27 protein-coding genes and 1 pseudogene are annotated in these 22493 nt (G+C 67.1%); 16 read left to right on the top strand and 12 right to left on the bottom strand.

The genetic code is table 11. The features are described 5' to 3' along the window. Positions 1-51 precede the first annotated feature (51 nt). On the top strand, positions 52-501 hold the full coding sequence (locus tag KIF24_RS31675) for a MarR family winged helix-turn-helix transcriptional regulator (RefSeq protein WP_221087151.1): 450 nt from the start codon (positions 52-54) through the stop codon (positions 499-501). Positions 502-815: 314 nt separating this feature from the next. On the opposite strand, the gene KIF24_RS31670 is transcribed toward KIF24_RS31675, so the two are convergent. From KIF24_RS31670 to KIF24_RS33740, 3 genes are all read right to left on the bottom strand, one after another. Beyond that, the gene (locus KIF24_RS31670; RefSeq protein ID WP_221087150.1) at positions 816-977 is read right to left on the bottom strand and encodes a TrkA C-terminal domain-containing protein; all 162 of its coding nucleotides are present in this window, start codon (positions 975-977) and stop codon (positions 816-818) included. Positions 978-1435: 458 nt separating this feature from the next. Then, positions 1436-2203 (bottom strand): CPBP family glutamic-type intramembrane protease, encoded by a 768-nt coding sequence (locus KIF24_RS31665; protein WP_221087149.1) that lies wholly within the window; start codon positions 2201-2203, stop codon positions 1436-1438. 134 nt (positions 2204-2337) lie between these two features. Continuing rightward, positions 2338-2577, bottom strand: a complete 240-nt coding sequence (locus KIF24_RS33740; RefSeq protein WP_331461407.1) for a transposase family protein — start codon at positions 2575-2577, stop codon at positions 2338-2340. Positions 2578-3025: 448 nt separating this feature from the next. Between KIF24_RS33740 and KIF24_RS33735 the strand changes: the two genes are divergently transcribed. The 5 genes and pseudogenes from KIF24_RS33735 (at position 3026) to KIF24_RS31635 (ending at position 7699) form a co-directional block, all read left to right on the top strand. Further along, on the top strand, positions 3026-4243 hold the full coding sequence (locus tag KIF24_RS33735; RefSeq protein WP_230416018.1) for an ISAs1 family transposase: 1218 nt from the start codon (positions 3026-3028) through the stop codon (positions 4241-4243). Continuing rightward, positions 4243-5253, top strand: coding sequence for a reverse transcriptase/maturase family protein (locus KIF24_RS31650; RefSeq protein ID WP_221087148.1), 1011 nt, complete (start codon positions 4243-4245; stop codon positions 5251-5253). Before KIF24_RS33735 ends, KIF24_RS31650 begins: the two co-directional genes overlap by 1 nt. Continuing rightward, positions 5250-6011, top strand: a complete 762-nt coding sequence (locus KIF24_RS31645; RefSeq protein ID WP_221087025.1) for an HNH endonuclease — start codon at positions 5250-5252, stop codon at positions 6009-6011. The genes KIF24_RS31650 and KIF24_RS31645 overlap by 4 nt, the downstream gene beginning before the upstream one ends. 112 nt (positions 6012-6123) lie before the next feature. Then, positions 6124-6621 (top strand): annotated as a pseudogene (locus KIF24_RS34855) (transposase); the annotation flags it as partial. Positions 6622-6721: 100 nt separating this feature from the next. After that, complete coding sequence (locus KIF24_RS31635) at positions 6722-7699, top strand: NAD(P)-dependent alcohol dehydrogenase (RefSeq protein ID WP_230416017.1); 978 nt, start codon at positions 6722-6724, stop codon at positions 7697-7699. Positions 7700-7799: 100 nt separating this feature from the next. Here the strand turns inward: KIF24_RS31635 and KIF24_RS31630 are convergent, their stop codons facing one another. After that, entirely contained in the window at positions 7800-8243 is a 444-nt protein-coding gene (locus KIF24_RS31630; RefSeq protein ID WP_221087146.1) for a site-specific integrase, read from the bottom strand. A 543-nt stretch (positions 8244-8786) separates the two neighbouring features. On the opposite strand from KIF24_RS31630, the gene KIF24_RS31620 reads away from it, so the two are divergent. From KIF24_RS31620 to KIF24_RS31610, 3 genes are all read left to right on the top strand, one after another. After that, positions 8787-9734 (top strand): alpha/beta fold hydrolase, encoded by a 948-nt coding sequence (locus KIF24_RS31620; protein ID WP_221087145.1) that lies wholly within the window; start codon positions 8787-8789, stop codon positions 9732-9734. A 478-nt stretch (positions 9735-10212) separates the two neighbouring features. Then, entirely contained in the window at positions 10213-11568 is a 1356-nt protein-coding gene (locus tag KIF24_RS31615; protein WP_230416016.1) for a sensor histidine kinase, read from the top strand. Beyond that, positions 11556-12200, top strand: a complete 645-nt coding sequence (locus tag KIF24_RS31610; RefSeq protein WP_221087144.1) for a response regulator transcription factor — start codon at positions 11556-11558, stop codon at positions 12198-12200. Before KIF24_RS31615 ends, KIF24_RS31610 begins: the two co-directional genes overlap by 13 nt. Positions 12201-12248: 48 nt before the next feature. Here KIF24_RS31610 and KIF24_RS31605 read toward each other — a convergent pair whose 3' ends face one another. Then, positions 12249-12653, bottom strand: a complete 405-nt coding sequence (locus KIF24_RS31605) for a transposase (protein WP_230416015.1) — start codon at positions 12651-12653, stop codon at positions 12249-12251. A 270-nt stretch (positions 12654-12923) separates the two neighbouring features. Here KIF24_RS31605 and KIF24_RS31600 point away from each other — a divergent pair, with 270 nt between their 5' ends. From KIF24_RS31600 to KIF24_RS35275, 4 genes are read left to right on the top strand one after another with little or no spacing between them, the layout of a single operon-like run. After that, complete coding sequence (locus tag KIF24_RS31600; RefSeq protein WP_221087142.1) at positions 12924-13271, top strand: ArsR/SmtB family transcription factor; 348 nt, start codon at positions 12924-12926, stop codon at positions 13269-13271. Then, on the top strand, positions 13268-13705 hold the full coding sequence (locus tag KIF24_RS31595) for an SRPBCC family protein (protein ID WP_221087141.1): 438 nt from the start codon (positions 13268-13270) through the stop codon (positions 13703-13705). The genes KIF24_RS31600 and KIF24_RS31595 overlap by 4 nt, the downstream gene beginning before the upstream one ends. Positions 13706-13727: 22 nt before the next feature. After that, entirely contained in the window at positions 13728-14084 is a 357-nt protein-coding gene (locus KIF24_RS31590) for a nuclear transport factor 2 family protein (RefSeq protein WP_221087140.1), read from the top strand. Next, the gene (locus KIF24_RS35275; RefSeq protein ID WP_221087651.1) at positions 14081-14548 is read left to right on the top strand and encodes a group II intron reverse transcriptase/maturase; all 468 of its coding nucleotides are present in this window, start codon (positions 14081-14083) and stop codon (positions 14546-14548) included. The genes KIF24_RS31590 and KIF24_RS35275 overlap by 4 nt, the downstream gene beginning before the upstream one ends. Positions 14549-15137: 589 nt before the next feature. Here the strand turns inward: KIF24_RS35275 and KIF24_RS31580 are convergent. From KIF24_RS31580 to KIF24_RS31560, 5 genes are all read right to left on the bottom strand, one after another. Further along, complete coding sequence (locus tag KIF24_RS31580; RefSeq protein WP_221087139.1) at positions 15138-15794, bottom strand: hypothetical protein; 657 nt, start codon at positions 15792-15794, stop codon at positions 15138-15140. 416 nt (positions 15795-16210) lie between these two features. Then, the gene (locus tag KIF24_RS31575) at positions 16211-16693 is read right to left on the bottom strand and encodes an SRPBCC family protein (protein WP_221087138.1); all 483 of its coding nucleotides are present in this window, start codon (positions 16691-16693) and stop codon (positions 16211-16213) included. After that, the gene (locus KIF24_RS31570) at positions 16690-17031 is read right to left on the bottom strand and encodes an ArsR/SmtB family transcription factor (protein ID WP_221087650.1); all 342 of its coding nucleotides are present in this window, start codon (positions 17029-17031) and stop codon (positions 16690-16692) included. Before KIF24_RS31570 ends, KIF24_RS31575 begins: the two co-directional genes overlap by 4 nt. 141 nt (positions 17032-17172) lie before the next feature. Beyond that, positions 17173-17421, bottom strand: coding sequence for a glutaredoxin family protein (locus KIF24_RS31565; RefSeq protein ID WP_221087137.1), 249 nt, complete (start codon positions 17419-17421; stop codon positions 17173-17175). Further along, on the bottom strand, positions 17418-18062 hold the full coding sequence (locus KIF24_RS31560; RefSeq protein ID WP_221087136.1) for a class I SAM-dependent methyltransferase: 645 nt from the start codon (positions 18060-18062) through the stop codon (positions 17418-17420). The genes KIF24_RS31565 and KIF24_RS31560 overlap by 4 nt, the downstream gene beginning before the upstream one ends. A 52-nt stretch (positions 18063-18114) precedes the next feature. Here KIF24_RS31560 and KIF24_RS31555 point away from each other — a divergent pair, with 52 nt between their 5' ends. Beyond that, a complete protein-coding gene (locus KIF24_RS31555) occupies positions 18115-18594 on the top strand; it encodes a MarR family winged helix-turn-helix transcriptional regulator (RefSeq protein ID WP_221087135.1) in 480 nt (159 codons plus the stop codon). Here the strand turns inward: KIF24_RS31555 and KIF24_RS31550 are convergent. After that, the gene (locus KIF24_RS31550; protein ID WP_221087134.1) at positions 18548-18826 is read right to left on the bottom strand and encodes a sulfurtransferase TusA family protein; all 279 of its coding nucleotides are present in this window, start codon (positions 18824-18826) and stop codon (positions 18548-18550) included. The genes KIF24_RS31555 and KIF24_RS31550 overlap by 47 nt on opposite strands. Beyond that, positions 18823-19479 (bottom strand): ArsR/SmtB family transcription factor, encoded by a 657-nt coding sequence (locus KIF24_RS31545; RefSeq protein ID WP_221087133.1) that lies wholly within the window; start codon positions 19477-19479, stop codon positions 18823-18825. The genes KIF24_RS31550 and KIF24_RS31545 overlap by 4 nt, the downstream gene beginning before the upstream one ends. 75 nt (positions 19480-19554) lie before the next feature. Here KIF24_RS31545 and KIF24_RS31540 point away from each other — a divergent pair, with 75 nt between their 5' ends. Together KIF24_RS31540 and KIF24_RS31535 are read left to right on the top strand one after the other, a co-directional pair. After that, positions 19555-20892 (top strand): MBL fold metallo-hydrolase, encoded by a 1338-nt coding sequence (locus KIF24_RS31540; protein WP_221087132.1) that lies wholly within the window; start codon positions 19555-19557, stop codon positions 20890-20892. Then, entirely contained in the window at positions 20889-22148 is a 1260-nt protein-coding gene (locus KIF24_RS31535) for an MFS transporter (protein WP_221087131.1), read from the top strand. Before KIF24_RS31540 ends, KIF24_RS31535 begins: the two co-directional genes overlap by 4 nt. Positions 22149-22493: the final 345 nt, after the last annotated feature.

Genomic DNA, 22493 nt, shown 5'->3' with positions numbered 1-22493 from the left:
AGCCGACTATGGATCAGAAGTGGATGGCCTGTCAACTCGTACACTGCCCAGGTGGAACCCTCGGATGTCCTGGCAACCAACAAGGCCCTGGTCAAGGCGGCCAAGCTGTACCGGAATGCGCAGGCTGACCTGCTGGCCGGGCTCGCCTTGCACCCGGGGCAGGACGTCCTGCTGTGGATGCTGGGGCAGGAGCCTGAAGGCCTGACGGTTTCTGAGATCGCGACTCGGCTCGGCGTGGAGCAGCCGACAGTGACGCGCAGCCTCAGTCGCCTCGAACACGGCGGCTGGTTCGTCAGAAAATCCGTGCCGGGCGATCGACGCGCCACCCGTATCGTGCTGACCGACAAAGGTCGGACCGGCATCTCGGAGATCGAATCGGCCTGGCGCACCCTCGCCGAGACCGCAACAGCCGGAATGGCGAACGATCAACGAGCCACGTTGATCGAGCTGCTCGAAAAGGTGCGCGAAAACCTTCTCACCCTGGCTGTCGAGATCGACTAGAAAGACCGCCAGGCATCCCCGAAGACACACACGGAACACACTTCCATCGATCAGATCCGAAAGCGAGCGACCCGCGGTACTCGGCATGACAGTGCGCCGGTCGACCGCATCCCCGGGGGGCGCTGCGCGTCCCCACCCGTCGACAAAGGGCCGCAGCCGGGGGGACGGTCGAATTCGGTGGGGTCGCCGTCCCGCCATGTCTCCTGGCTTCCGCAGGGCCGGCGGCGAGCACCCGGGAGGACGACAGTCGGCCGGCCCGCTGCCGGACGAGGGAGCTTGTCGTCACCCGTTGGCGACGTGGTAAACACGTACGGCTAATCGGTGGTGGCGAAGCGTTCGACGTTGTCCATGGTGCCGACGACGAGGATGAGGTCACCGTAGGCGAGGACGGTGTCGGGGGTGGCGTAGGTGAAGGTGCGGGGTTTGCCGCCGGGTGGGGCGGCCTGTTGTTTGACGGCCACGACGGTGACGCCCATTTGCTGCATAGGCGGGATTCGCGCAGGGGCATGCCGACGATGTCGCGGGTGGGGTGCAGGGCCCCGGCGTTGGCGGCTGGCTCACGCGTACGACATCGCCAACTCGCTCGGGGCCACCCTGATCCTCGCCGACATCGCCGCACTAACCGGCGAATCCGGCACGGCCTTCCGGTGTCGGGCTGACCCTCAATGCCAGGTACCATAAGTTGATCATGGTGTTGGGCTGGGCGGGTAACAAGTTCGGTGTGGCTGCGTAACTGCGTCGGGTGGTGGTGCTCTGGTCACGGGTCATGGCCTCGGGCCTGACGGTGACGCCGGATCAGGTGTCGGTCGGTGTGGTGGCCTCCTCGATCCCTCGGGATGTGATCGACGTCTCTACGGCGCCAATACCTGTCGCACCTGCTGCGAGCTGGGGGCAATCTCTGCGGGCGCGCCGCTGCGGGCTCGGGCGCGAGAGATCAGCGGGTACGGAGGACGACGTCGGTGACGGCGCCGTCGCGGGAGAAGAAGTGGTCCCGCTTCCAGATCACCATGACCACTGCCACGACAGCGAACACGTAATTTTCCCACGGCTGCCCCTCGGGGTAGGCGGGGATGTTGGCCTGGAAGTGGAACAGGGCGGGAATGAGGATGCTGCCGCCGGAGACGTTGAACAGGGGCGTCATGATGATCGACAGCGCGAACGCACCGACCATGAACGGGCCGAAGGACCATGCGCTCTGCGGGGTGCCGCTGAGCAGGAACGCGGGCAGATGCCACAGCCCCCAGAAGAATCCGAGGATCAGGCTGGTCACCAAGGGGTTGAACCGGCGTTGCAGCATCGGCTGGGCGTAACCGCGCCAGCCGAGTTCCTCGATCGGCCCGAGCAGGAGCGCCGGGATCAGCGCGGGCAGGACCAAGTACCACGGCGAGAAGGGGAACTCGTCCGCCGTCCCATTCAACAGCGCGCTCACGTACTTGCCCGCGGGCATCGCGAGCAGCAGGAACCACCACCACCCGGCAGGCATCCGCCACAGGGTCAGACGGCGCAGATGGTCCCGGACATCGCGCAGGCCGCCCTCCCGCCAGATGACGTAGAGGGCCGCGAACTCGGGCGAGTACACGGCCAGGACGAACACCGGGTGCGTGCCGGACGGAGGGCCGAAGACCGGCTCCATGAGACCGCCGAATGCGATCAGGGACGCCAGAGCTCCCCAGCCGAACAAGAAGGTCAGGGCGAAGAACACGACGAGAGGCCGACGAAGACGGATCTGCGGGGATGTCCAATTGGTCGCCACGACGCCCATCATCGATCTCCTCGCCACGCGCGTGGATCCGGATCTCCCCGGAGCAGCACCCTGAACCTGCTGCCGCGACGATCTCAGGGTGGGTCCCCTTGCGGCCGGGTGCAGGGCAGTCCGGAACGGATCCGACAGCCGGCGACGATGTCACCGATCCGGCGTGGGCTGATCGTGGTGTGACGCAGGGCTTTCCAGCGGCCGATGAAGGTGGCGAAACCGCGTTCGCCCTGCGGGCGCAGACCGCGCAGGAGCCGGTTGTAGGCGCGGTTGTCGGGGGCGAGTTGTGCGCCGTCGGTCGATTGCTTGACCGGGGTCTTGATTCCTTGACCAGTTCACTCGTAGCCGGAGTCGGCCAGGACGGGCAGGTCCTTGACCGACCGGGTGGTCTCGGTGATCAGCTTATTTCACCGATCTGGGCAAATCGCAGGTACCGCTGCCAGGGACGAAGAGTCGTCCGTCCGGATCGGTACGGCGCGGTTCGTATGAGCGAAGGGCGGCCCGACAGGAGCCGCTGCAGTTCCGCGTTCAGCGGTAGCAAATCCGCGGGTGCGCTGTTTGCCCTGTTTTGCGATAGCGGTCGGTCGACCAACATCATCAAATTCGTTAGCCGAGGTCAGGGTAGGTTCCAGGGCTCAGGCAAGATAGCGATATGCCCGTCGTGAGTGTTTCGGGGCGGACGCTCCTGATCATGGTGATATGAGGCCGGGCGCGGCCTTTCGGTGATCATTCAGGTGTCGAAGCCGAAAGATCATCCGAGGACCGCGCCCGTTGGGAACATCATCGCTGATCGGTGTGCTGGCCGTGCACGCGGATCATGTTGGAGTGTCGCTGCCTGCCTCGCGCCGGACGAGTCTTGTCGAGGCGTTGACGGCCGTGCCGGATCGGCGGGACCCGCGGGGTGTGGTGCATCCCCTCGCGGGAGTCCTGGCGACCGCGGTCGCGGCGGTGCTGGCCGGTGCCAGGTCGGCGGCGGCGGTCGCCGAGTGGGCGAACGACGCCCCGCAGCAGGTCCTCGCCGGGCTCGGCGCATGGCGGGACCCGTTCACCGGGGTGTACCGGGCGCCGGACGAGTCCACCTTCCGCAGGATCCTGGCCGGTGTCGACACCGACGCCTTGGACGACACGGTCGGCCGGTGGATCCTCGCCTCGCGGCCGGCGACGACCACGGGCCGGCGGGTGTACAGCGTGGACGGCAAGACGCTGCGGGGCAGCGGCCCAGCCGGTGAACAGGTCCATCTCCTCGCGGTGCTGGACCAGCACACCGGGACTGTCCTCGGCCAGGTCGACGTCGACGGCAAGACCAACGAGCTGACCCGCTTCCAGCCGCTGCTGGACCCCCTCGACCTGACCGCGGTGCTCGTCACCGCAGACGCCTTACACACCCAACGCGAGCACGCCCGCTGGCTGACCGAGACCAAGCAGGCCGGTTACGTGTTCACCGTGAAGCGCAACCAGTGCGCCACGAGGCGCTCTGACACATCCCCGTTTCAGGCGGGACAGACTCGAAGGGAGGTCTGCTGGGTCCGATGGCTTACCTGGATCCGAAAGGTGAAGGGGACAAGAGCATGCCAGGAAATCGGCGGCCGGGTTCAGATGCCCGAGACGGCGTGCCGGGAGACCCGTGCGGTATGGCGAAGACTTGATTGTTTGAACCCTAATCTCCAGCGGCAGCAATTTACTGCGACCGGAAAGGCATCTGAAACCGGTGTCCGTCGTGGTCGGGGTGTACTGGTTCGCCCTGGCCAACCTTCGCGGCGGAAGCGATACCCGGCGAGGGTATTCAAGGAGATGAGTGGGGCGCCTGCAGCCGCGCTATTTCGTGTGTCAGAGACGAACGTGGGATCACCGTCCCAGTTCGGCTGGCGGTGTCGGAGCACTCGTAGTAGTCGCCGGAGTAACGCCCGGCCAAGGAGAACGGGAAAGCCGTTCACAGGGCGAAGGGGTGCAGGTGATGCGGACTGTGAGAAACAGTGGAGGTATGCGTAATGCAGAGCGCTGACACGGTACTCAAAGTCCTGCGTGGCAGGGGACGACGAAAACTGCCCCTGGAACGGCTGTATCGGCAACTGTTCAACGAGCAGTTGTTTCTGATCGCCTACGGGAGGATTTACGCCAACGACGGCGCGATGACGCCCGGAGTCGATGGGAGAACACCCGACGGGATGAGCCTGGAAGCCATCCGGGACATCATCGGTCGGCTTCGCGCCGAACGCTACCGGTTCACACCGGTCCGCCGGGTTTACATCCCGAAGAAGAACGGAGCCCAACGGCCCCTCGGGCTGCCGGCCTGGACCGACAAACTGGTCGGTGAGGTGGTGCGCCTGCTGTTGGAGGCGTACTACGAACCGCAGTTCTCGACCAGGTCGCACGGGTTCCGCACTGGTCGGGGCTGCCACACCGCACTCGACGAGATCGCCTCGACATGGACGGGCACGACCTGGTTCATCGAGGGCGACATCGCCGACTGCTTCGGGAGCCTCGACCACGAGGTCATGCTCGCGATCCTCGCCGAGCAGATCCACGACAATCGGTTCTTGAACCTGGTAGGAGGAATGCTGCGGGCGGGATATCTGGAAGACTGGAAATGGCATGCCACGCATTCCGGTGCGCCACAAGGCGGCGTCATATCGCCGATCCTGTCGAACATCTATCTCGACCGTCTCGATACATTCGTGGAACAGGAAATGGTCCCGGCCTGGACCCGCGGAACAGTCCGACGGCCGAACCGGGCGTACTACAACGCGACGTCAAGAGTCGGCTACTGGAAAAGGAAGGGCGACCGCGACAAGGTCAAAACCTACCGCAAGATCCAGCAGTCGATTCCCACTCGCGACGTTCACGACCCGGACTACCGCCGGCTACGCTATATCCGCTACGCCGACGATCACCTCCTAGGATTCGCCGGCACCAAGGCCGAAGCCGAACAGATCAAGAACGAGCTAACCGCGTTTCTGCGCAAGGATCTGAAGCTCGCTCTTCTACCGAGAAAACCTTGATCACCCACGCCCGCACCCACAAGGCACGGTTCCTCGGCTACGACATCTGGACACGGCAGGCCGACACCTGGCACACCAAGGGCAAACGATCACTCAACGGCTCCATCGCCCTCGGTGTCCCACCGGAAAACGTCAACGCCAGATGCCGAAAATACCTGCGGAAACAGAACAAGCCCCTGATCCGTAACGACCTGATCCGCACCAGCGACCACAACATCGTCGCCTCCTACGGCGCGGAATATCGAGGATATGTCCAGTACTATCAGATGGCCGGAAACATCAGCTGGCTCAACAAGCTCCGTTATGTCATGGAACGGTCGATGATGTCGACCCTGGCAGCCAAATATCGCCGACCACCGTGGGTGATGCGAAACCGCTACCAAACCACCGTCGTCACCCCCCACGGGAAACGCCGGTGCTTCGAAGCGACCCAGCGCACCCCGAACGGAACGGTATTCACCGCCAGATTCGGCGGGATCCCGCTACGCCGCCGCAAACACGCCCGCCTCATCGACGGAGCGTGGCCGACCCGGCGGGGAACCCAACTCATCGCCCGGCTCACCGCCGGGATCTGCGAACTCTGCGACGCCCACGACGGGATCACCGTCCACCACGTCACACGACTCGCCGACCTCAACAGATACAGCCCTGCGGCCACACCACCCTGGGTGCAAGCCATGCGGGACAGCCGACGGAAGACCCTGATCGTCTGCGCCCGCTGCCACGGCGACATCCATCAACAGCCGCACACGCAGTAGCAACACTGGAGAGCCGTGATGCGGGGAAAGCTCGCACGTCCGGTTCGGGGAGGAGTCGCGCGGAAACGGACCCCCACAAGGGACACCGCGCCGCGCGGCTTACTCCACGCCGCGTCTGTATCGGCAGCTCAAAACCCTGCTCTGGGCGAAGATCCCGGTCCAGGACGAGACCAGCAGTCGCGGACACGGCCGCTACGACATCCGCCGCCTGCAAGCAGTCACCTGCACCGGAGCACTCGCCCTCGACTTCCCACACGCCGTGCAAGCACTACGAATCCGACGTCGCCGACTGAATCTGGCCACCGGCCGCTGGTCCACCGTCACCGTCTACGCGATCACCAACCTGACCGCCGGCCAGGCCAGCCCGGCAGACCTGGCCGACGCTCTGCGCGGACACTGGGCCATCGAGATCCTGCACCATATCCGCGACACCACTTACGCCGAAGACGCCAGCCGCCTGCGCACCGGCAACGCACCCCGCGCCATGGCCACCCTGCGCAACACCGCGATCAGCCTGCTCCGCCTGGCCGGCATCACCACCATCGCGAAAGCCCTACGCCGCAACAGCCGAAACCCACACCGACCCCTACAACTACTCGGGATCACCTAAAAACGGGCGTATGGCTACCTTGCCTGAACCCTGGGGTAGGTTCAGGGGCGAATCCCCGGGACAAGCCTGATGCGCCCCTCAAGACGGCCTGGCACGTTGGATGTTCGTGAGAGCTGTTGTCTACACGAAGTTCGGCCCACCTGAAGTGCTGCGACTTGTCGAGCGCCCGACGCCCGAGCCCAAGCCGAACGAGGTTCTGATCCGCGTGCACGCCACGACGGTCACGTCCGCCGAGAGCGGGATGCGCCAGGGCCGGCCGCTGTGGGGACGCGTGATCATTGGCTTGACCGGCCCGCGCCGCGCGATGCGCACGCTGGGCATCGAGCTATCCGGCGAGATCGCGGCCATCGGCGAGAAAGTGACCCGGTTCCGGTTGGGCGACAAGGTCTTCGGGTTCGCCGGGTTCCAGCCCGGCGCCAACGCCGACTACATGTGCCTGCGGCAGACCGCGTCACTGGCGATCAAGCCGGCCAACACGACCTTCGCGCAGGCGGCGGCCGCTGTCGATGGCTCGTCTACGGCGCTGTTCTTCCTGCGGGACAAGGCAAACATCAAACCTGGTCAGCGAGTACTCGTCATCGGTGCCTCGGGCAGCATCGGTACGTATGCCGTTCAGCTGGCCAAGCACTTCGGCGCACACGTCACCGGCGTGTGCAGCACCCGCAACCTCGACCTGGTCCGAGAGCTTGGCGCTGACGATGTCGTCGACTACACCACCGAGGACTTCACCAAGCGCGGTGAACGCTACGACATCGTGTTCGACACGGTCGGCAAAAGCTCCTATCGCAGGTGCCGCCGGGTGTTGCGGGACGACGGTGTCTACCTTCCCACGACCGGATTGGTCACCAATAACCTGCTGACCGCGTGGACCGCAATGCGCCGTGGCCCGAAGGTCAAGGCCGGCATGTCCGTGGAGAAGAGTGAGGCCCTGGTCTTGCTGCGCGACCTGATCGAGGCGGACAGCCTGCGCATCGTCGTCGACAAGACCTATCCCCTGGAACGTGTCACCGACGCGCACCGCTATGTCGATCAGGGCCGCAAACGCGGCAACGTCGTGGTGACCCTGATCGACGACTGAGAGTAGAAGGCAACCTGGGAAGCGCCTATAGCCGGAGGTCCTTCGTCGGTGGGATTGAGCGCCACCCACGTCAGGATCGAGATTGCCTTGTATCCCGCTTCTAATCGAAGACCTTCGAGAACTTCAAGTTGCGGCGATCAGACATCGACTTCGCGAACGCGCCAAGGAGCCCGCCTACTTCAAGAATGATCGCGGTATCCCGACGCGATTCAAAGTCCGACCCACTGCACTCCGCCAGCGAGGCGGCGTCATCTTCCGCATCGGCGACTCCGGCATCAGTTCCTCCCGTACGGCCGGCCCAGTTGTAGAAGGCCCGCAGCGCCCGGTACCGCCCGGACGCCGAGGCAGCCGACCGGCTCTCCAGGACGTGGAGGATGTAGCCCTCGACCTCCGTCCGGCTCAGCTCCAGGAGGTCCGCCCCCGACACGAACGAGTCGAGTTGGAGCAACGTCTCTCGGTAGTTCTGGGCCGTCCGGAGCGAGCGGTTACGGATCTTGAGGTCACGCTCGTACGCCTTGATGTGCAGCAAGTTGATCTTGTTCATGCACGGAAAGTAAGATGTGTGAACGAACTCGGCAGCTCGCGGAAGCTGCGAACTCCGGCTGGGTCCCGGTGTGTCCGTGCTGGCTCACCGACGTTCGAGCACCCATGGAGCACCACGCTCGCCGCTGCTGCTGGCCGGGTGCATGGTCCGAGCGCCGGGGCCGTACGGACCTCGGCGCTTTCGGGCGTGCCAGGGCAGCGAGACCTCGACATGAAGGCCCTGACCTGGCACGGCAGACGGGACGTACACGTCACCGAGATCCCCGATCCGAGGCTCGAGGAGCCGACCGATGCGATCGTACGGATCACCTCCACCGCCGTCCGCTCAGCGACCCGGACCGTCTCATCCACCTGAACATCCACCGACGTGACCGCCTCGGCGGCATCCTCCACGAGTACGAACATGCCGCCTGACCTGCCCGGATGACATTCTCGGCAGGTACAGGGTTCTGATTTGCCCCCTGGCGAGGGTAGGGGTAACTCCCAACCCGACTGGGTGGTAGCAGGATTGAGCAGGATCCAGAGGCCGTGGAAGCTCATTTCCATGACCACGCAGAAGATCTCCCGGTTCCATCGGGCCGCCCTAGCCCTTGTCCTTCCCGTCGCCGTGATAGTGGCAGTCGCCGGGTGTAATGGCTCGGCGGCGCCGAAGGCCGCACCCGCGGCCAGCTCGGTAGCCGCGGTTCCCTCGACCTCGACGAACCCGGCCGGCCCGGCAAGTGCGGCCCCCGCAGCGGGCTTGCACATGATCGCCAACAACGGGCATCAGCTCGCCTTCCACGTCACGCCCGGAAGTTCTCCCACCATCGTGCTGGACGCCGGCGGCGGCGAGGACTCCTCGTACTGGGATGCCCTGGTGCCTCAGCTGTCGCAGGCCACCGGATCGCAGATCATCACCTACGACCGGGCCGGTATGGGCGCCAGCGAGGAGGTGAAGGGCCCCTGGGACCCCCAGGCCGCCGCCTCCGACCTGCAGGCCGGTCTGCGTGAACTCGGCGTCACCCAGAACGTGGTCCTCGCGGGCCACTCGCAGGCAGGGGAGGTGGCCCACTACTTCGTCCTCGCGAACCCCGGCGTTGTCTCCGGGGCGGTGCTGATCGATGCCAACGTGCCGCAATTCTTCACCGACACCCAGATCCAACGCCTCGTCGCGCTAACCGCGCCGCAGATCGAAGAGCTCAAGAAGGCGCCGTCGACGAAGGCGAACCGCCAGCTCATCGCCACGGCCGACAACTTCGGTCCCACGCACCAGGCGTACCACAAGATCTCCTGGCCCGACAGCGTCCCCGTCATCTATGTCGTGTCGGACAAGACGCCCTTCGACGGATCCCCGCAGGACACTCAGGCCTGGCGCGACGCGGCAGCGGCGTTCACCAAGGCGGGGCCCGACCGCACACTCGTCATCGCCAAGGGAAGCTCGCACGATGTTCCCCAGGACAAGCCCGCCCTGGTGCTCAAGGAAATCGAACAGATGACCGCCACCGTCAAGTAACGGCCATAGTGCCGGGGGAATGGGGCCGGCGCAGCCTGGTTGACCAGCACCGCCCAGGCGGTCTCGATCAACCAGGCTGCGGAGACGGCCTCACCGCGTGCGGCCACCGCTAGAGCCCGCTAGAGCAAGCACGAAGTGTCCGGCCGACTCGGAATTCGTTGCAGCGCAGCTGCCGATGACCCGGGCAGCGCCGTAGGCGAACGCGACAAGCCACACGGTCCGGATCCCGATGACGGCGAGGTGGTGGTCGAGATTCGGGGGAGCGGGCCGGAACTGCTTACGCGATGGGTAACGTGTGCGCGGGTGTCGATCGATCGAGCCGTCGACCGGCAATGCCAGCCTCCGTGGGCCACGGACGGACACCATGGTCGCTGGATCCCACGCGGAGTGGCGGAACCCACCGTGGGGAAGTGCGGATCGCCGGCCGCTGTGAATCACCAGCCCGGCGATTCGGCACGATGCGCAATGATGGAGTGAGATGACCGATTACAGCGGAACCGCCCTTCCCGGCGGCTCCTCGCCCTCGCGGGACGGCTCCGGGCCGGGTCGCGTCGCTCGCAACGGTCCGATTCCGCGCTCCGCGCTGGCCCAGCGGATGAGCCTGCTGGGCTGGTCGCTGGTGCTGCTGCCGGGCGCGGTCCTAGGTGCCGTGCTGGCCACGCTCTGGATCACCTCGATATCGATCGCCGTGCTTGGCGCCGGAATCCCACTGACCCTGCTCGCGACCGTACTGGTGCGCTGGTTTGCCGACCTGCACCGCCAGTGGGCCGCCGACCGGCTCGGCGAACCGGTGCCCGCCCGGCCCTATCAGCCGACGCCGGACGCCGGGTGGCCGGTGCGGCTCTGGACGATCCTGCGCGACCCGGCGACGTGGCGGGACTGGATCTGGTTGGTGGTCAACTCGATCACCATTTGGTTGAGTTGCGGACTGTCGCTGCTGTTCTTCGTCTTCGGAGTCGTATACCTGACCTATCCGCTCATCTATCAGCTGACGCCTTCACAGGTGTTCCGCACTCCGATGGGGGAGGGCTTCCGGCTGCACAGCGTCGCGCAGTCGTTCGGGCTGGTACCGCTCGGTCCGGTTTTCCTTCTGCTCTGGTACGTCACTGCGGTGCGCCTCGCGAACCTCAACGCTAGGGTGATCCGCGCTCTGCTCGGCCCCACCGAACAGGCGCGCCTGCGCGCCCGCGTCCAACAGTTGGCGACCTCGCGAGCTGAGAGCGTCGACACCCAGGCCGGTGAACTGCGCCGAATCGAACGCGACCTGCACGACGGCGCGCAGGCCCGGCTGGTGTCGCTGGGTATGAGCCTGGGCTTGGCCGAACAGTTACTGCCCAAGGATCCGCAGGCCGTCCAGCAGCTGCTGGCCGAGGCCCGCGAGTCGACCTCCAGCGCCCTGACCGAACTGCGCGACCTGGTACGAGGCATCCATCCGCCGGTACTGGCGGACCGTGGCCTGGAGGGCGCACTCAAGGCCTTGGCCCTGGTCAATCCGATCCCGACCACGGTGGTGACCCGCCTACCCGGACGGCTGCCGGCCCCGATCGAGTCCGCGGCCTACTTCGCCGTCGCCGAAGCCTTGTCGAACGCCATCAAGCACGCCCAGGCCCAGCAGATCCGGATCACCGTGGAGTTCGCACCCCACCGGGGCGGCGTTGCCGGGGAACTGACGATGCTGGTGTCCGACGACGGCCGTGGGGGTGCTTCGATCGATTCCGGCACCGGCCTGCGTGGCATCGTCCGTCGCCTGGCGGCCCTCGACGGCACGCTGACCGTTGACAGCCCGCCGGGCGGACCTACCGAGGTGAGGATGTCGCTGCCGTGCGTATCGTGATAGCCGAGGATCTCGCCCTGCTCCGCGAGGGCCTGATCAGGATCCTGCGGGCCAATTCATTCGAGGTCGTGGAAGCCGTTGACAACGGTCCCGCGCTGATCCGGTCGCTGACGACGCACCGCCCCGACGTCGCCATCGTCGACGTGCGGTTGCCGCCGACCTTCACCGACGAGGGGCTGCGTTCCGCGATCGAGGCCCGCCGCCAGATTCCAGGGCTGCCCATCATGGTGCTCTCGCAGTATGTCGAGCAGATCTACGCCAGGGAGCTGATGTCGGATCGCGCGGGCGCGGTGGGCTACCTGTTGAAGGACCGGGTTACGGACGTCGACCAATTCGTCGCCAGTGTCCGGCAGGTCGCTACCGGCAGCACCGTTATGGACCCCGACGTGGTGAGTGCGCTACTCACCCACCGCTCCACCGACCCTAAGCTCCTGGAGCTGAGCCCACGCGAGCATGAGGTCCTCACCCTGATGGCGCAGGGCCGCTCGAACGCTGCGATCGCCGCCCGGATGTTCGTCACCGAGAAGACCGTCAGCAAACACAGCAACAGCATCTTCACCAAGCTCGGTCTCAAGCCCTCCGAGGACGACAACCGCCGCATCCTGGCGGTACTCGCCTACCTGGAAGGCTGAGTCCTTGGCCTCTGCCCCTGTACCTGCCGAGAATGACATCCGGGCAGCTCAGGCGGCATGCTCGTACTCGTGGAGGATGCCGCCGAGGCGGTCGCGTCGGTGGATGTTCAGGTGGGCGAGCCGGTCGGGGTCGGTGATCGGTTCGGGTAGTGGGCCGAGTGGTCGGGCGTTGGCGATGCTCTGATGCGGGCGGTGTTCGTTGTAGAACGTCTCGTACTGGCGCAACGCGTGCAGCAGGTGCCGCTGGTTGAGGATCAAGGTCCGGTCGAGGAGTTCGCGCCGGCAGGTCCGGATCCAGCGCTCCATGATCGCGTTCATCCGAGGAACCTGGACACCGGTGCGTACCACGGTGATGCCGGCGTCGGCCATGATCGTGTCGAACAGGGCCGGGTACTTGCCGTCCCGGTCGCGGATCAGGTACTTCACCCGGCAGCCGGTGTCTTCGAGGTCCATGACCAGATTGCGGGCGGCCTGGGACACCCAGGCTGCAGTGGGGTGCGCGGTCGCGCCGAGGATCCGGATCCGGCGGCCAGGAGCGCCTCGGCCTGTGACCGCAGGAACTGGGTCCAGGTCGTGGTCGCGCGGTCCGGGGCTGGATCGGTCCCCGCCGTGTGAAGCACCGACGACCCCAGCTCGACTGGGATGGGGATCACTTGGTACGTGGCGCAACCCCACTTGCAAGCAGGCGCTTGCGCAAATGGTTATTTGCATTAAAGTGGAGCTATGCCTTCCTTGCTTGCGGCATCCAGCCCTGACCTCGACTTGGCCTTCGCCGCCCTCGGTGACCCCGTCCGTCGCGCCTTGGTGACTCGCCTCGCGCGAAGTGACGCCACGGTGGGAGAACTCGCTGAGCCGTTCGACCTGACCCCACAGGCGATCTCCCACCACGTCGGTGTGCTCAGGAAGTGCGGCCTAGTCGAGCAGCGACGCGAGGGCACCAGACGCCCCTGCCGACTGAGGGTCGATCAGCTGTCGTCGCTCGGCACCTGGATAGACGACCAGCGCCGCGCGTGGGACGACCGGCTCAACGCCCTCGAGCAGCACCTCACCGACGGCAACGCAGTCCGTTGACCACCAACGCAGAGCTCCACGGCGACGAACTGATCGCCAAGCGCTACCTTCCAGCGGATCCCGAACGCGTCTGGGCCGCCTTCACCTCGCCGGCAAGCATCGCGGTGTTCTGGGGCGGTTCGCACGCCGCTGTGCCTCCGGAGTCCGTGACCGTCGATCTGCGTCCCGGCGGAGAGTTCACAGTCGACACCCGCGCGCCCGACGGCGCGACCCGCCGGCTCCGGTTCGTCTACGTGAGCATCGCCGCACCGCACGAACTCGTGTTCGACGAGCCCGTCACCGGCCTCCGCACAACCGTCACCGTCCATCCCGCCGGCGACGGCACGGACCTCACGGTCCACCAGCGCCGGCTTCCGCCTGAACTCCAGACGGCCCAGGCCATCGATGGGCTCGCCTCGATCCTCGACGCCCTCGCAGCACACCTGCAGCACTGACACCACAAAGACGGAGAACACCATGACTCAGACGACCCAGCGCGACCTCGTCGCGGAGTACTTCGAAGGATTCCGGACGAGCGATCACCCGCGAATCTTGGCAACCCTCACCGACGACGTCGAGTGGGTCATCCACGGCCACCGGACCACCCGCGGCAACGCGGAGTTCGACGGCGAGATCGAAAATCCGGCGTTCACCGGCAGCCCCAAGCTCGACGTCCAGCGTGTCCACGAGGACGGCCCGGTCGTCGTCACTACGGGTGAGGGCCTCGGCGTCAGCATCGACCACGGACCGCTCCGCTTCGCCTTCAACGATCTGTTCACGTTCCGGGACGGGCTTATCGCCCGCATCGACTCCTACGTCGTTCCGCTGCCCTGAGGTGGCGGGCACCTCAGCCGGAGTGCCCCGAACTGATCAATCAGAGCGACCACACCATCGTCGCGACGTTCGGGGCACAGTATCGGGGACTCGTCCAGTACTACCTGCTCACCGGCAACGTCTACCGACTGAGCCGGCTCGAAGGGGCCATGCGTACCTCGATGCTACGAACCCTCGCCGCGAAGCACCGCTCGTCGGTGTCGAAGATGACCGCCCGTCACCGGGCCAAAATCCAGACACCACACGGCCTGCGGACCTGCTTCGAAGCCAGGATCGAACGGCAGGGCAGGAACCCACTGGTCGCCAGGTTCGGCGGGATCCCCCTCCGGCGCAACAGGATCGACGAAGATCCCCTCCACGGTCATCGGAGGCGTCGATCACCGCTCGCTACGCATCCCTCACGGCAACGTGACACCAACCGAAGACGGCCGGAAGGGATTGCCCTGACACCAGCCCCACCATGAACAGCTGGAGGTACCGCCGAACCAGCCTGTATTGCGTTGCAGACCGCCGAACAAAAAGCCGTCCCAGGATCCGGGCGTCAGGGTCGACACCCTAAACCATGATCAAACCCATCCGGACAAAGCACCTGCCCACTGGACAGGGCCGGACGTGAGGGATGCTCGTCGCACGAGCACCCACCGAGCACTCAGCCGACCACAAGGGACGGAAAAGCAAAGGGGCCTGACTGTCGTTCGGGCAGGTCAGACCCCTTCTGATCTTGTGCGCCCGAAGGGACTCGAACCCCTAACCTTCTGATCCGTAGCTGGAGAAGCAGTCTCCTTCAGGATCGACTGCAACCAAGGAGGCGTCCGAATGCAACCCACTCAGTCCGGCCCCGTCCCGGTGCATCCGCCCCCCAGGTCCTAGCCCCGCGCACCGCCTCGATCGATATTTATGGTTGTCTTGGTTCGGCTGATGGAAGCCGCGAATCCGGCTACGTCCGGGTGCGTCCGTGTGAGTTCCCCGACGTCCGAGCACCCACGGATCACCGCCAGTGCCCCGATGGCCAGTGCGCCAATCGCCGAGCGATAGCGATCGGAGAGGGTGCCGCTACGGGGTCGCCGCCCAAGGCGGCGCGGGCGGGTTTGCGCTGACCTCGGTACGGGGTGGGACCGGCCAGTCCGGGATCAAGGTGGTGTCTCCGGTGAGTTCGAGGGCGGTGATCGTGGCCAAGTCCTGTACGGCCTGTACGAAGCCCTCGACCCACATCAGCGTGATCGACGTCTTGCCGTCCTTGCGGTCATACAGCGTCCCGGAATCATTCGGCGCGGTCTGCGGGTCGTCGCCGTGCGCGAGCCGGTTCCGGACGGCCTTGGCGTCGCGTAGGTAGTGGTCGAGGCGCTGCGTCTCGATGGTGGTCCAGAGCCAGCGACCACCGCGACCCGGCTCGGGCTGCGCACGGACCCGGGCCCGCCACTGGCCGGTGACATCCGGCGTGCCGAGGTGCTGGCCGAACCGCTGCCGTAGCCGTTCCATGGTCGCCGGCGTGTTCTGCCGGGGGCCGCCGTGCGCGCCGATCACCTGGTTGAAGAACATCTCGAACGGCCCGTACGTCAACAGGAACGCCCCGTACCTCATGCTCCGGTACCGGGAGTTCCGCCTCGCCTCGTCCATCTTGTCGCGGTGGATGGTGATCAGATCCACCGGGGTCACCAACCGCACCGCCAGCACGCCCAACGCTTCCTCGACCGCTGCCGCATCCACCACGACGGCGAGCGTACTGACAAACGTGAGTCGTCGACAGCCAACCTCGACGCAGGCAGGCAACTTGACCCCTGCCGCCGGCAGACCGGCACGCCTCAGGTCGGAATCCTGGGCCAGCCGCAGCGCCGGCCTGGGCGCTCCCGGCTGCTCCTGCTGTGGGGCAGACCCGAAGTGACCTCCGGCTGAGGGCCGCCCCGACGGTTCATCCTGACGGAGCCGTGGCAGCCAGCCTGGGCCGACGGCGCCGCCGATGCGTCGGGGGTGGTGCGGCGGACCGCATCCCGGTTCGGGTCACCTGCGATTGCAGATGCCCGTAAACGACGCCCTTCGGCCATTCGTGCAGGCGGGTTGGGTCAGTGGCGTGGGCGAACGCCTTCGGTCGGGCGGTCGACGTCGGTGCTGATGGTGATCGGCGGCCGTCAGGTGGCCTGGGTGAACAGGTCCGAGTAGCGCTGTAGGTAGAGGGGCCATCCTTCGTCGTGGGCGACGCCGTCACGCATGGACTTCCAGCCGGGGCCGTGTCGGTCGAGGTGGCGGTGTTCGAGTTCGACGCGGGTGCGGTGTGGGGTTTCGGCGATGAATCGGACTTCGACCTCGCTCGTGTTGTCGGGGTCGGTCTCGACCTGCCATTGCGGGCTGATGTCCCAGCTGAACACGACCCGGTCGGGGGGCTCGTAGGCGAGCACGCGGGCCCAGCGGCATTCGGCGCCGTCGGCGGCGCGATCATAGATGTAACCGCCGATTTTCGGTTCGAAGACGGTTGCGGCGATCGGCGCACCGAGCAGGTTGTGTTCCGGCGGCTTGAAGTCGCCGAATCGCTCGGTGAACACGGTGAAGGCGCGCTCGACCGGCGCCTCGATGACGATCTGACGCTGTATCACTACGGCGGTTGCCTCTGTCACGATTTCTCCTCGCTCGATGGTCGGTCTGTGATCGGTTGTTCGGCGACGTCCTGGTAGCCGCTCAGCGCGCGGTTCCAGAAGGTGTCCAGCTGATCTCGTAACGCGGCCACGCCGGCTGGGTTGAGCCGGTAGACCCGGCGGGTGCCAGCCGCTTCGTCGGTGACCAGGCCGGCGTCCTTGAGCACCTTCAGATGCTGAGACACCGCGGGCCGGCTGATCGGCAGTTCGTCGGCGAGTTCACCGACGGCCCGCGGCCGTTCGGCCAGGCACGTGACGATGGAGCGTCTGGACGGATCCGCTAGAACGCCCCAACCGTCGCCTGCTTGGTAAGTTACCACGAACGGTAAGTTACGACTTACCGACGATGGTGTCAAGCGGATGGTGTAGAGGAGGAGGTTGTCGTGGCAGACCGCAGGTCGGGATGCTCGCTACGAGAACTCACGATCGGCGGCTGGCGCACCGGTTTGCGAAGCCGCGCCCTACTTTCCGTTGTTGGCGAGGCGCTGCACGTGTGCGGCGCGGGGGTTGACCAGCCATCGGCCGGCGACGTGCACGGTGGGCACGGTCTCGTTGCCGTCGGCGACGGCGCGTACCGCAGCAGCGGCTTCCGGCTGTTGCCAGATGTCAATCTCGGTGAAGGTGACGCCCCTGCGCCGCAGTCCGCGACGCAGGAGGTAGCAGTACGGGCAGCCGGGCCGGCTGTAGACGGTCACTTCGGCCTGGCTCATCGTGACATCTCCCTGGAGGGACGGGTGGCGCTACCGCGGATGTGCGGGGACGCAGGGGTCGTGGGGCCGTTCGGCGGGAACCGGAACCGGTGAACCTCGCCAAGGATGAATCCGGCGGCGGTGATGGCCGCGAGGGTGTCGCGGCCGGTGTGGCAGCCGCCGAACAGGCGCGGCCATAGCGTGACGTCGGCGATCCTCTGGGCGCGGCGCAGGTTGCCGGGTTCGGCGAGGACGTGTTCGAGGAACAGCAGCTGGCCGCCGGGCCGGAGCACTCGGTAGATCTCGGCGAAGGCGGTCGGCTGGTCGGGGACGGTACAGAGTACGAGGGCGGTGACGGCGGCGTCGAACTCGCTGTCGCTTGCGGGTAGCGCCTCGGAGAGGCCGTCGACGACCCGGATCGGCACCGGCGCGGATCGCGCGGCGGCATGCGCGGTAGCGCGGAGCCGGGGTTCGGGCTCGACGGCGAGGACGTCGGTGACCGTGGGTGGGTAGTGGGCGAACATGCGGCCGTTGCCGGCACCGATCTCGATCACCCGACCGTGCAGACCCTCGGTCAGTGCGCGGCGGTGTTCGGCGGCTCCGGCCCGGTCCATCTGCACGCTGATCAGTTCGTAGACGCGGGCGAAGATCGGATGTCGCATCGGTCGCCTCCAACCGGTGTGGCCACTATCCTTGCCCGGGAGGCTATACATAGTGAATGGCATACACAATACTAGCCCGGAGGCGTGCTCGGACTTCCCGGCCGTCCTGGAGCGGGTGTTCGCGTTCGCGACGTCGGTGCAGCACTACATGGAAGCCGGGCTGACGGCGCACGGGTTGAGCCGTCCCCGGGCCTCGGTGGTGTGGCTGGTGCACCGTAACGGGCCGCAGACGCAGCGGGCGCTGGCGCGGGCGATCGGGGTGACGGCGCGCAACGTCACGGCGCTGGTCGATGGCCTCGAGCAGTCCGGGTTCGTGCGGCGGGTGGCGCATCCGGAGGACCGGCGGGCGCTGCTGGTGCAGCTGACGGATCAGGGCAGGTCGGTGACCGCCAGGCTGGCCGCCGAGTACGAGCGGCATTCGGCCTATCTCTTCGCCGGGCTACCGGACGAGCAGGTGCGGCAGTTCGTGGCGAGCATGGACCTGGTCATGGGCCGGTTGGCGCAGGTCGCCACGGGGACTGTGGATCGGTGAGCGCGGTAACGTCGGCCACCTGCACCGCGTATGTGGGGTGCTCGCCGGGCACGGGGCCGAGGTAGGCGTGGCCGGTCAGGTGGCACCAGGCCGGCAGATCCAGCGGCGCGGCCGGGTCGCTGGCGATCAGACGGATGAGCGCGCCGCTAGGCACGGTGGTGGTCAGTCGGCGCAGTTCGAGCAGGAGCAGGACGCAGCGGCGGTCGCCGCCGTCGAGGACGATCGGGGTCATGCTGCGATCGGCAGTTGGTCGCGGCGCCATTCGAGCATCCCGTCGGCCAGTCGTACCGCGTGGCGGCCGTGGGCGGTGAGTAGCCGGACCGCCTCGTGGGCGAACACGCAGTAGGCGCCGCGGCAGTAGGCGACCACCTCGATGTCGGCGGGTAGGTCGGTGATCCGGTCGGCGAGCTGGTCCAGGGGGATGGAGACCGCGCCGGGGATATGCCCGGCGGCGTACTCCTCCGCCGGACGGACGTCCACCGCGATCACCGCTCCGGTGGCGAGGCGGCGGCGCAGTTCGTCGCGGTCGACGGCTTCGGTGTCGCCCAGGCCGAGGTAGGCGTCGCGGGCGGCAGCCGCCTCAGCGTTGCGGGCGCCGGCGACGTCACGGAGCAGCGCGTAGAGGGCGGCGACGTCCGGCCCCGCCAGCCGGTAGTGGATCTTCGTGCCGTCGCGGCGGGTCGTGACCAGGCCCGCCTGCCGCAGCGTCTGCAGGTGGGCCGAGCAGGTGGTCAGGCCGAGACCGGCCGCGGTGGCGAGACGCTCGACGCTGCGTTCGCCTTGAGCGAGCAGGTCCAGCAGCTCCAGTCGCTTCCCGCTGCCCAGCGCCTTCCCGACGCGGGCAAGAGCGTCGAACAACTCGGCCTTGCCGGTTGGATCACCCACGGTACCATCCTCCAAAGTTTCATGGAATAGTGTAGGAGAATGAGGGTCAGCCCACCACACGAGAAAGAGGGTGTCATGCACCTGGTGCCCCTGATCGACGAAGGACTGGGGAACAGCGCCTACCTGCTCGATGTCGGCGACGGCCGCGCCCTGGCCGTGGACGCCCCTCGTGACCTGCGCGTCATGCGCGCCGCAGTCGAACGGCGCGGACTGAAAGTCGCCTGGGCCGCCGACACCCATCTGCATGCCGACTTCCTGTCGGGCGCGGTGCAGCTGGCCGCGACCGACCGGGCGCAGATCCTCGCCTCGGCGGCCGGAGCGCGCGCCTTCGAGCACCGTGGCCTGGCCGACGGCGACGAGGTGGACCTCGGCGGCCTCACCCTGCGCGCGATCGCCACACCAGGGCACACCGACGAGCATCTGTCGTTTCTGCTCCTTGACGGCGCGAGTCCGGTGGGTGTGTTCACCGGTGGCTCCCTGATCGTCGGCTCGGCCGCTCGTACCGATCTGCTCGGTGACGACCGTGCCGTGGAGCTCGCCCACGCCCAGTACGCCTCCCTACGCCGGCTCACCGAACTGCCCGACAGCACGCAGGTGTGGCCCACGCACGGCGCCGGCTCGTTCTGCTCGGCACCTCCCGGTACGGCACGAACCTCCACGATCGGTGCCGAGAAGTCAGGCAACCCGCTGCTGAGCGCACCCGACGCCGACACCTTCGCCGAGCGGCTCCTCGCCTCGCTGGGCTCCTACCCGGCCTACTTCCGGTGGCTGGCCGAGGTCAACCGGCAGGGCCCCGCCGTACTCGACAACCAGCCGCAACTGCCCCCTCTGACCACTGAACAGGTGAAACGGATGCTGGCCGACGGCGCGACCGTCGTCGACGTCCGCCCCGTTGCCGACGTCGCCGCTGGACACATCCCGGGTGCCGTCGCGATTCCGCTGCGCGCACAGTTCGCGACCTGGCTCGGCTGGATCGTCGGCCGTGACGCTCCGATCATCGTCGTCCGCAACCGCGACCAGGACCCCGCCGACGTCCTCTGGCCGGCCTTGAACATCGGTGTCGAGCACATCGCAGGAGAACTCACCGGCGGCATGGACGCCTGGACCGGCCAGGTCACCACCACCCAGCTGGTCACCCCCGATCGCGTCGACGCCCAGGTTCTCGACATCCGCCAGGACAACGAATACACAGCCGGGCACCTGCCCACCGCGACCCACATCGAACTCGGCGACCTGCCCACCTCTGCCGCCGCACCGGACGGCCCCACCGTCGTGATGTGCGGCCACGGCGAACGCGCCATGACCGCCGCCACCCTGCTCGAACGCGCCGGCCACCACGACCTCGGCGTGCTCGTCGGGGGCCCCGCCGACTGGGCCGCCGCCACCGGCAACACCTTGCGGAAGGGACGATGACCGCCCCGGCCACCGACGGCCCACGACTCGGTCTCGCCGTCAACGCCGCCCAGTTCACCCTGCTCGTCGTCGTCAACGCCCTCGTCGGCGGCGTCCTCGGCTCCGAACGCACCGTGCTCACCCCACTCGCCGAGCAGGAGTTCCACCTCGACGGCTACACCGCGGCACTCACCTACATCCTGGCGTTCGGCATCACCAAAGCCGCCACCAACTTCTTCGCCGGCACCCTCGCCGACCGCTATGGACGCAAACCTGTCCTGATCGCAGGCTGGCTGGTCGCCATCCCCATCCCCGCCATGCTGATCTGGGCCCCGAGCTGGGGCTGGATCATCGCCGCGAACGTGCTTCTCGGCATCAACCAAGGCCTGGCCTGGTCCACCACCGTCATCATGAAAATCGACCTCGCCGGCCCGGAACGCCGCGGCCTCGCCATGGGATTGAACGAAGCCGCCGGCTACCTCGCCGTCGCGGCCACCGCAATGGCCACCGGCGCCCTCGCCGCGCAGCACGGGATGCGTCCGGCGCCGTTCCTGCTCACCGCCGCCTACGTCGCCCTCGGACTGGGCCTCTCCCTGATCTTCGTCCGCGAAACCCGTGACCATGCCCGGCACGAAGCCAGTACCCACGCCAGTGGCGGCGGGGATCTGTCCACCCGCAGCGTGTTCGCGCTGGTCAGCTGGCGCGAGCCGGCCCTCTCCTCGGCCAGCCAGGCCGGTATGGTCAACAACCTCAACGACGGCCTGGCGTGGGGACTGTTCCCTCTGCTGTTCGCCGCCGCCGGGCTATCGCTGACCCAAATCGGCGCCCTCGCAGCCCTCTACCCCGCCGTATGGGGTCTCGGCCAGCTCGCCACCGGCCCCGCCTCCGACCGGTGGGGGCGTAAACCGTTCATCGTCGCCGGCATGCTCGCCCAGGCCGCCGCCCTCGCGACAATCGCGGTCGCCGACTCGTTCACGGTATGGGCGCTGGCTGCGGTACTGCTCGGCGCCGGCACAGCTGCGGTCTATCCAACGCTGCTGGCCACGATCTCCGACGCCGCCCATCCCCGCTGGCGGGCCCGCGCCGTCGGCGTCTACCGACTCTGGCGCGACGGCGGCTTCGCCGTCGGCGCCCTACTCGCCGGCATCGTCGCCGACCTCGCCGGCATCCGCGCCGCCGTCTGGACCGTCGCCGCCCTCACCGCCGCGTCCGGACTGCTCGTCGGGGCCCGCATGTACGAAACCCACCCCCGCAACAAGGAACCCACCCCCACGTAACTTCCACCAGCACCATCGAGAACCCGACGCACTGCAACGGCGCACCCTGGCCGTGGTCATGGCCTCCCAGATACTCGGCGGCGTGGGCCGCGGTCGACCTCGAACGGGGGCTGCTCTTCGTCGAACGTCAGCGCACCACCGCCGGCTACACCGTCGTCGAAGGCGAACCCAAGACCGCCGCCAGCCGCCGCGCCGTCGCCCTCGACAAGCACACTGTCCGAATCCTGCGAGCACACCGCCGCCACCAACTCGCCCAACGCGACAAGCGGCACGCCGCCGGGAAGGTGTGGGTCGAGTCCGGCTACGTGCTCACCCGCAAAGACGGCGAACCGATCAACCCGAGCT

This window comes from Micromonospora tarapacensis, from assembly GCF_019697375.1.
Classification (GTDB): Bacteria; Actinomycetota; Actinomycetes; order Mycobacteriales; family Micromonosporaceae; genus Micromonospora; species Micromonospora tarapacensis.
The sequence above is the reverse complement of the archived record's forward strand: the minus strand, read 5'-3'. Positions and strand labels throughout refer to the sequence as shown.

What these genes read in the sequence shown, in the direction of transcription:
- KIF24_RS31650 (WP_221087148.1), top strand. Translation starts at nt 4,243, where the DNA reads ATGCAGAGCGCTGACACGGTACTCAAAGTCCTGCGTGGCAGGGGACGA.
- KIF24_RS31670 (WP_221087150.1), bottom strand. Translation starts at nt 977, where the DNA reads ATGGGCGTCACCGTCGTGGCCGTCAAACAACAGGCCGCCCCACCCGGC.
- KIF24_RS31565 (WP_221087137.1), bottom strand. Translation starts at nt 17,421, where the DNA reads ATGAGCCAGGCCGAAGTGACCGTCTACAGCCGGCCCGGCTGCCCGTAC.
- KIF24_RS31600 (WP_221087142.1), top strand. Translation starts at nt 12,924, where the DNA reads ATGCCTTCCTTGCTTGCGGCATCCAGCCCTGACCTCGACTTGGCCTTC.
- KIF24_RS31630 (WP_221087146.1), bottom strand. Translation starts at nt 8,243, where the DNA reads ATGAACAAGATCAACTTGCTGCACATCAAGGCGTACGAGCGTGACCTC.
- KIF24_RS31560 (WP_221087136.1), bottom strand. Translation starts at nt 18,062, where the DNA reads ATGCGACATCCGATCTTCGCCCGCGTCTACGAACTGATCAGCGTGCAG.
- KIF24_RS31535 (WP_221087131.1), top strand. Translation starts at nt 20,889, where the DNA reads ATGACCGCCCCGGCCACCGACGGCCCACGACTCGGTCTCGCCGTCAAC.
- KIF24_RS31620 (WP_221087145.1), top strand. Translation starts at nt 8,787, where the DNA reads ATGACCACGCAGAAGATCTCCCGGTTCCATCGGGCCGCCCTAGCCCTT.
- KIF24_RS31590 (WP_221087140.1), top strand. Translation starts at nt 13,728, where the DNA reads ATGACTCAGACGACCCAGCGCGACCTCGTCGCGGAGTACTTCGAAGGA.
- KIF24_RS31615 (WP_230416016.1), top strand. Translation starts at nt 10,213, where the DNA reads ATGACCGATTACAGCGGAACCGCCCTTCCCGGCGGCTCCTCGCCCTCG.
- KIF24_RS31550 (WP_221087134.1), bottom strand. Translation starts at nt 18,826, where the DNA reads ATGACCCCGATCGTCCTCGACGGCGGCGACCGCCGCTGCGTCCTGCTC.
- KIF24_RS31540 (WP_221087132.1), top strand. Translation starts at nt 19,555, where the DNA reads ATGCACCTGGTGCCCCTGATCGACGAAGGACTGGGGAACAGCGCCTAC.
- KIF24_RS31605 (WP_230416015.1), bottom strand. Translation starts at nt 12,653, where the DNA reads ATGGACCTCGAAGACACCGGCTGCCGGGTGAAGTACCTGATCCGCGAC.
- KIF24_RS31635 (WP_230416017.1), top strand. Translation starts at nt 6,722, where the DNA reads ATGTTCGTGAGAGCTGTTGTCTACACGAAGTTCGGCCCACCTGAAGTG.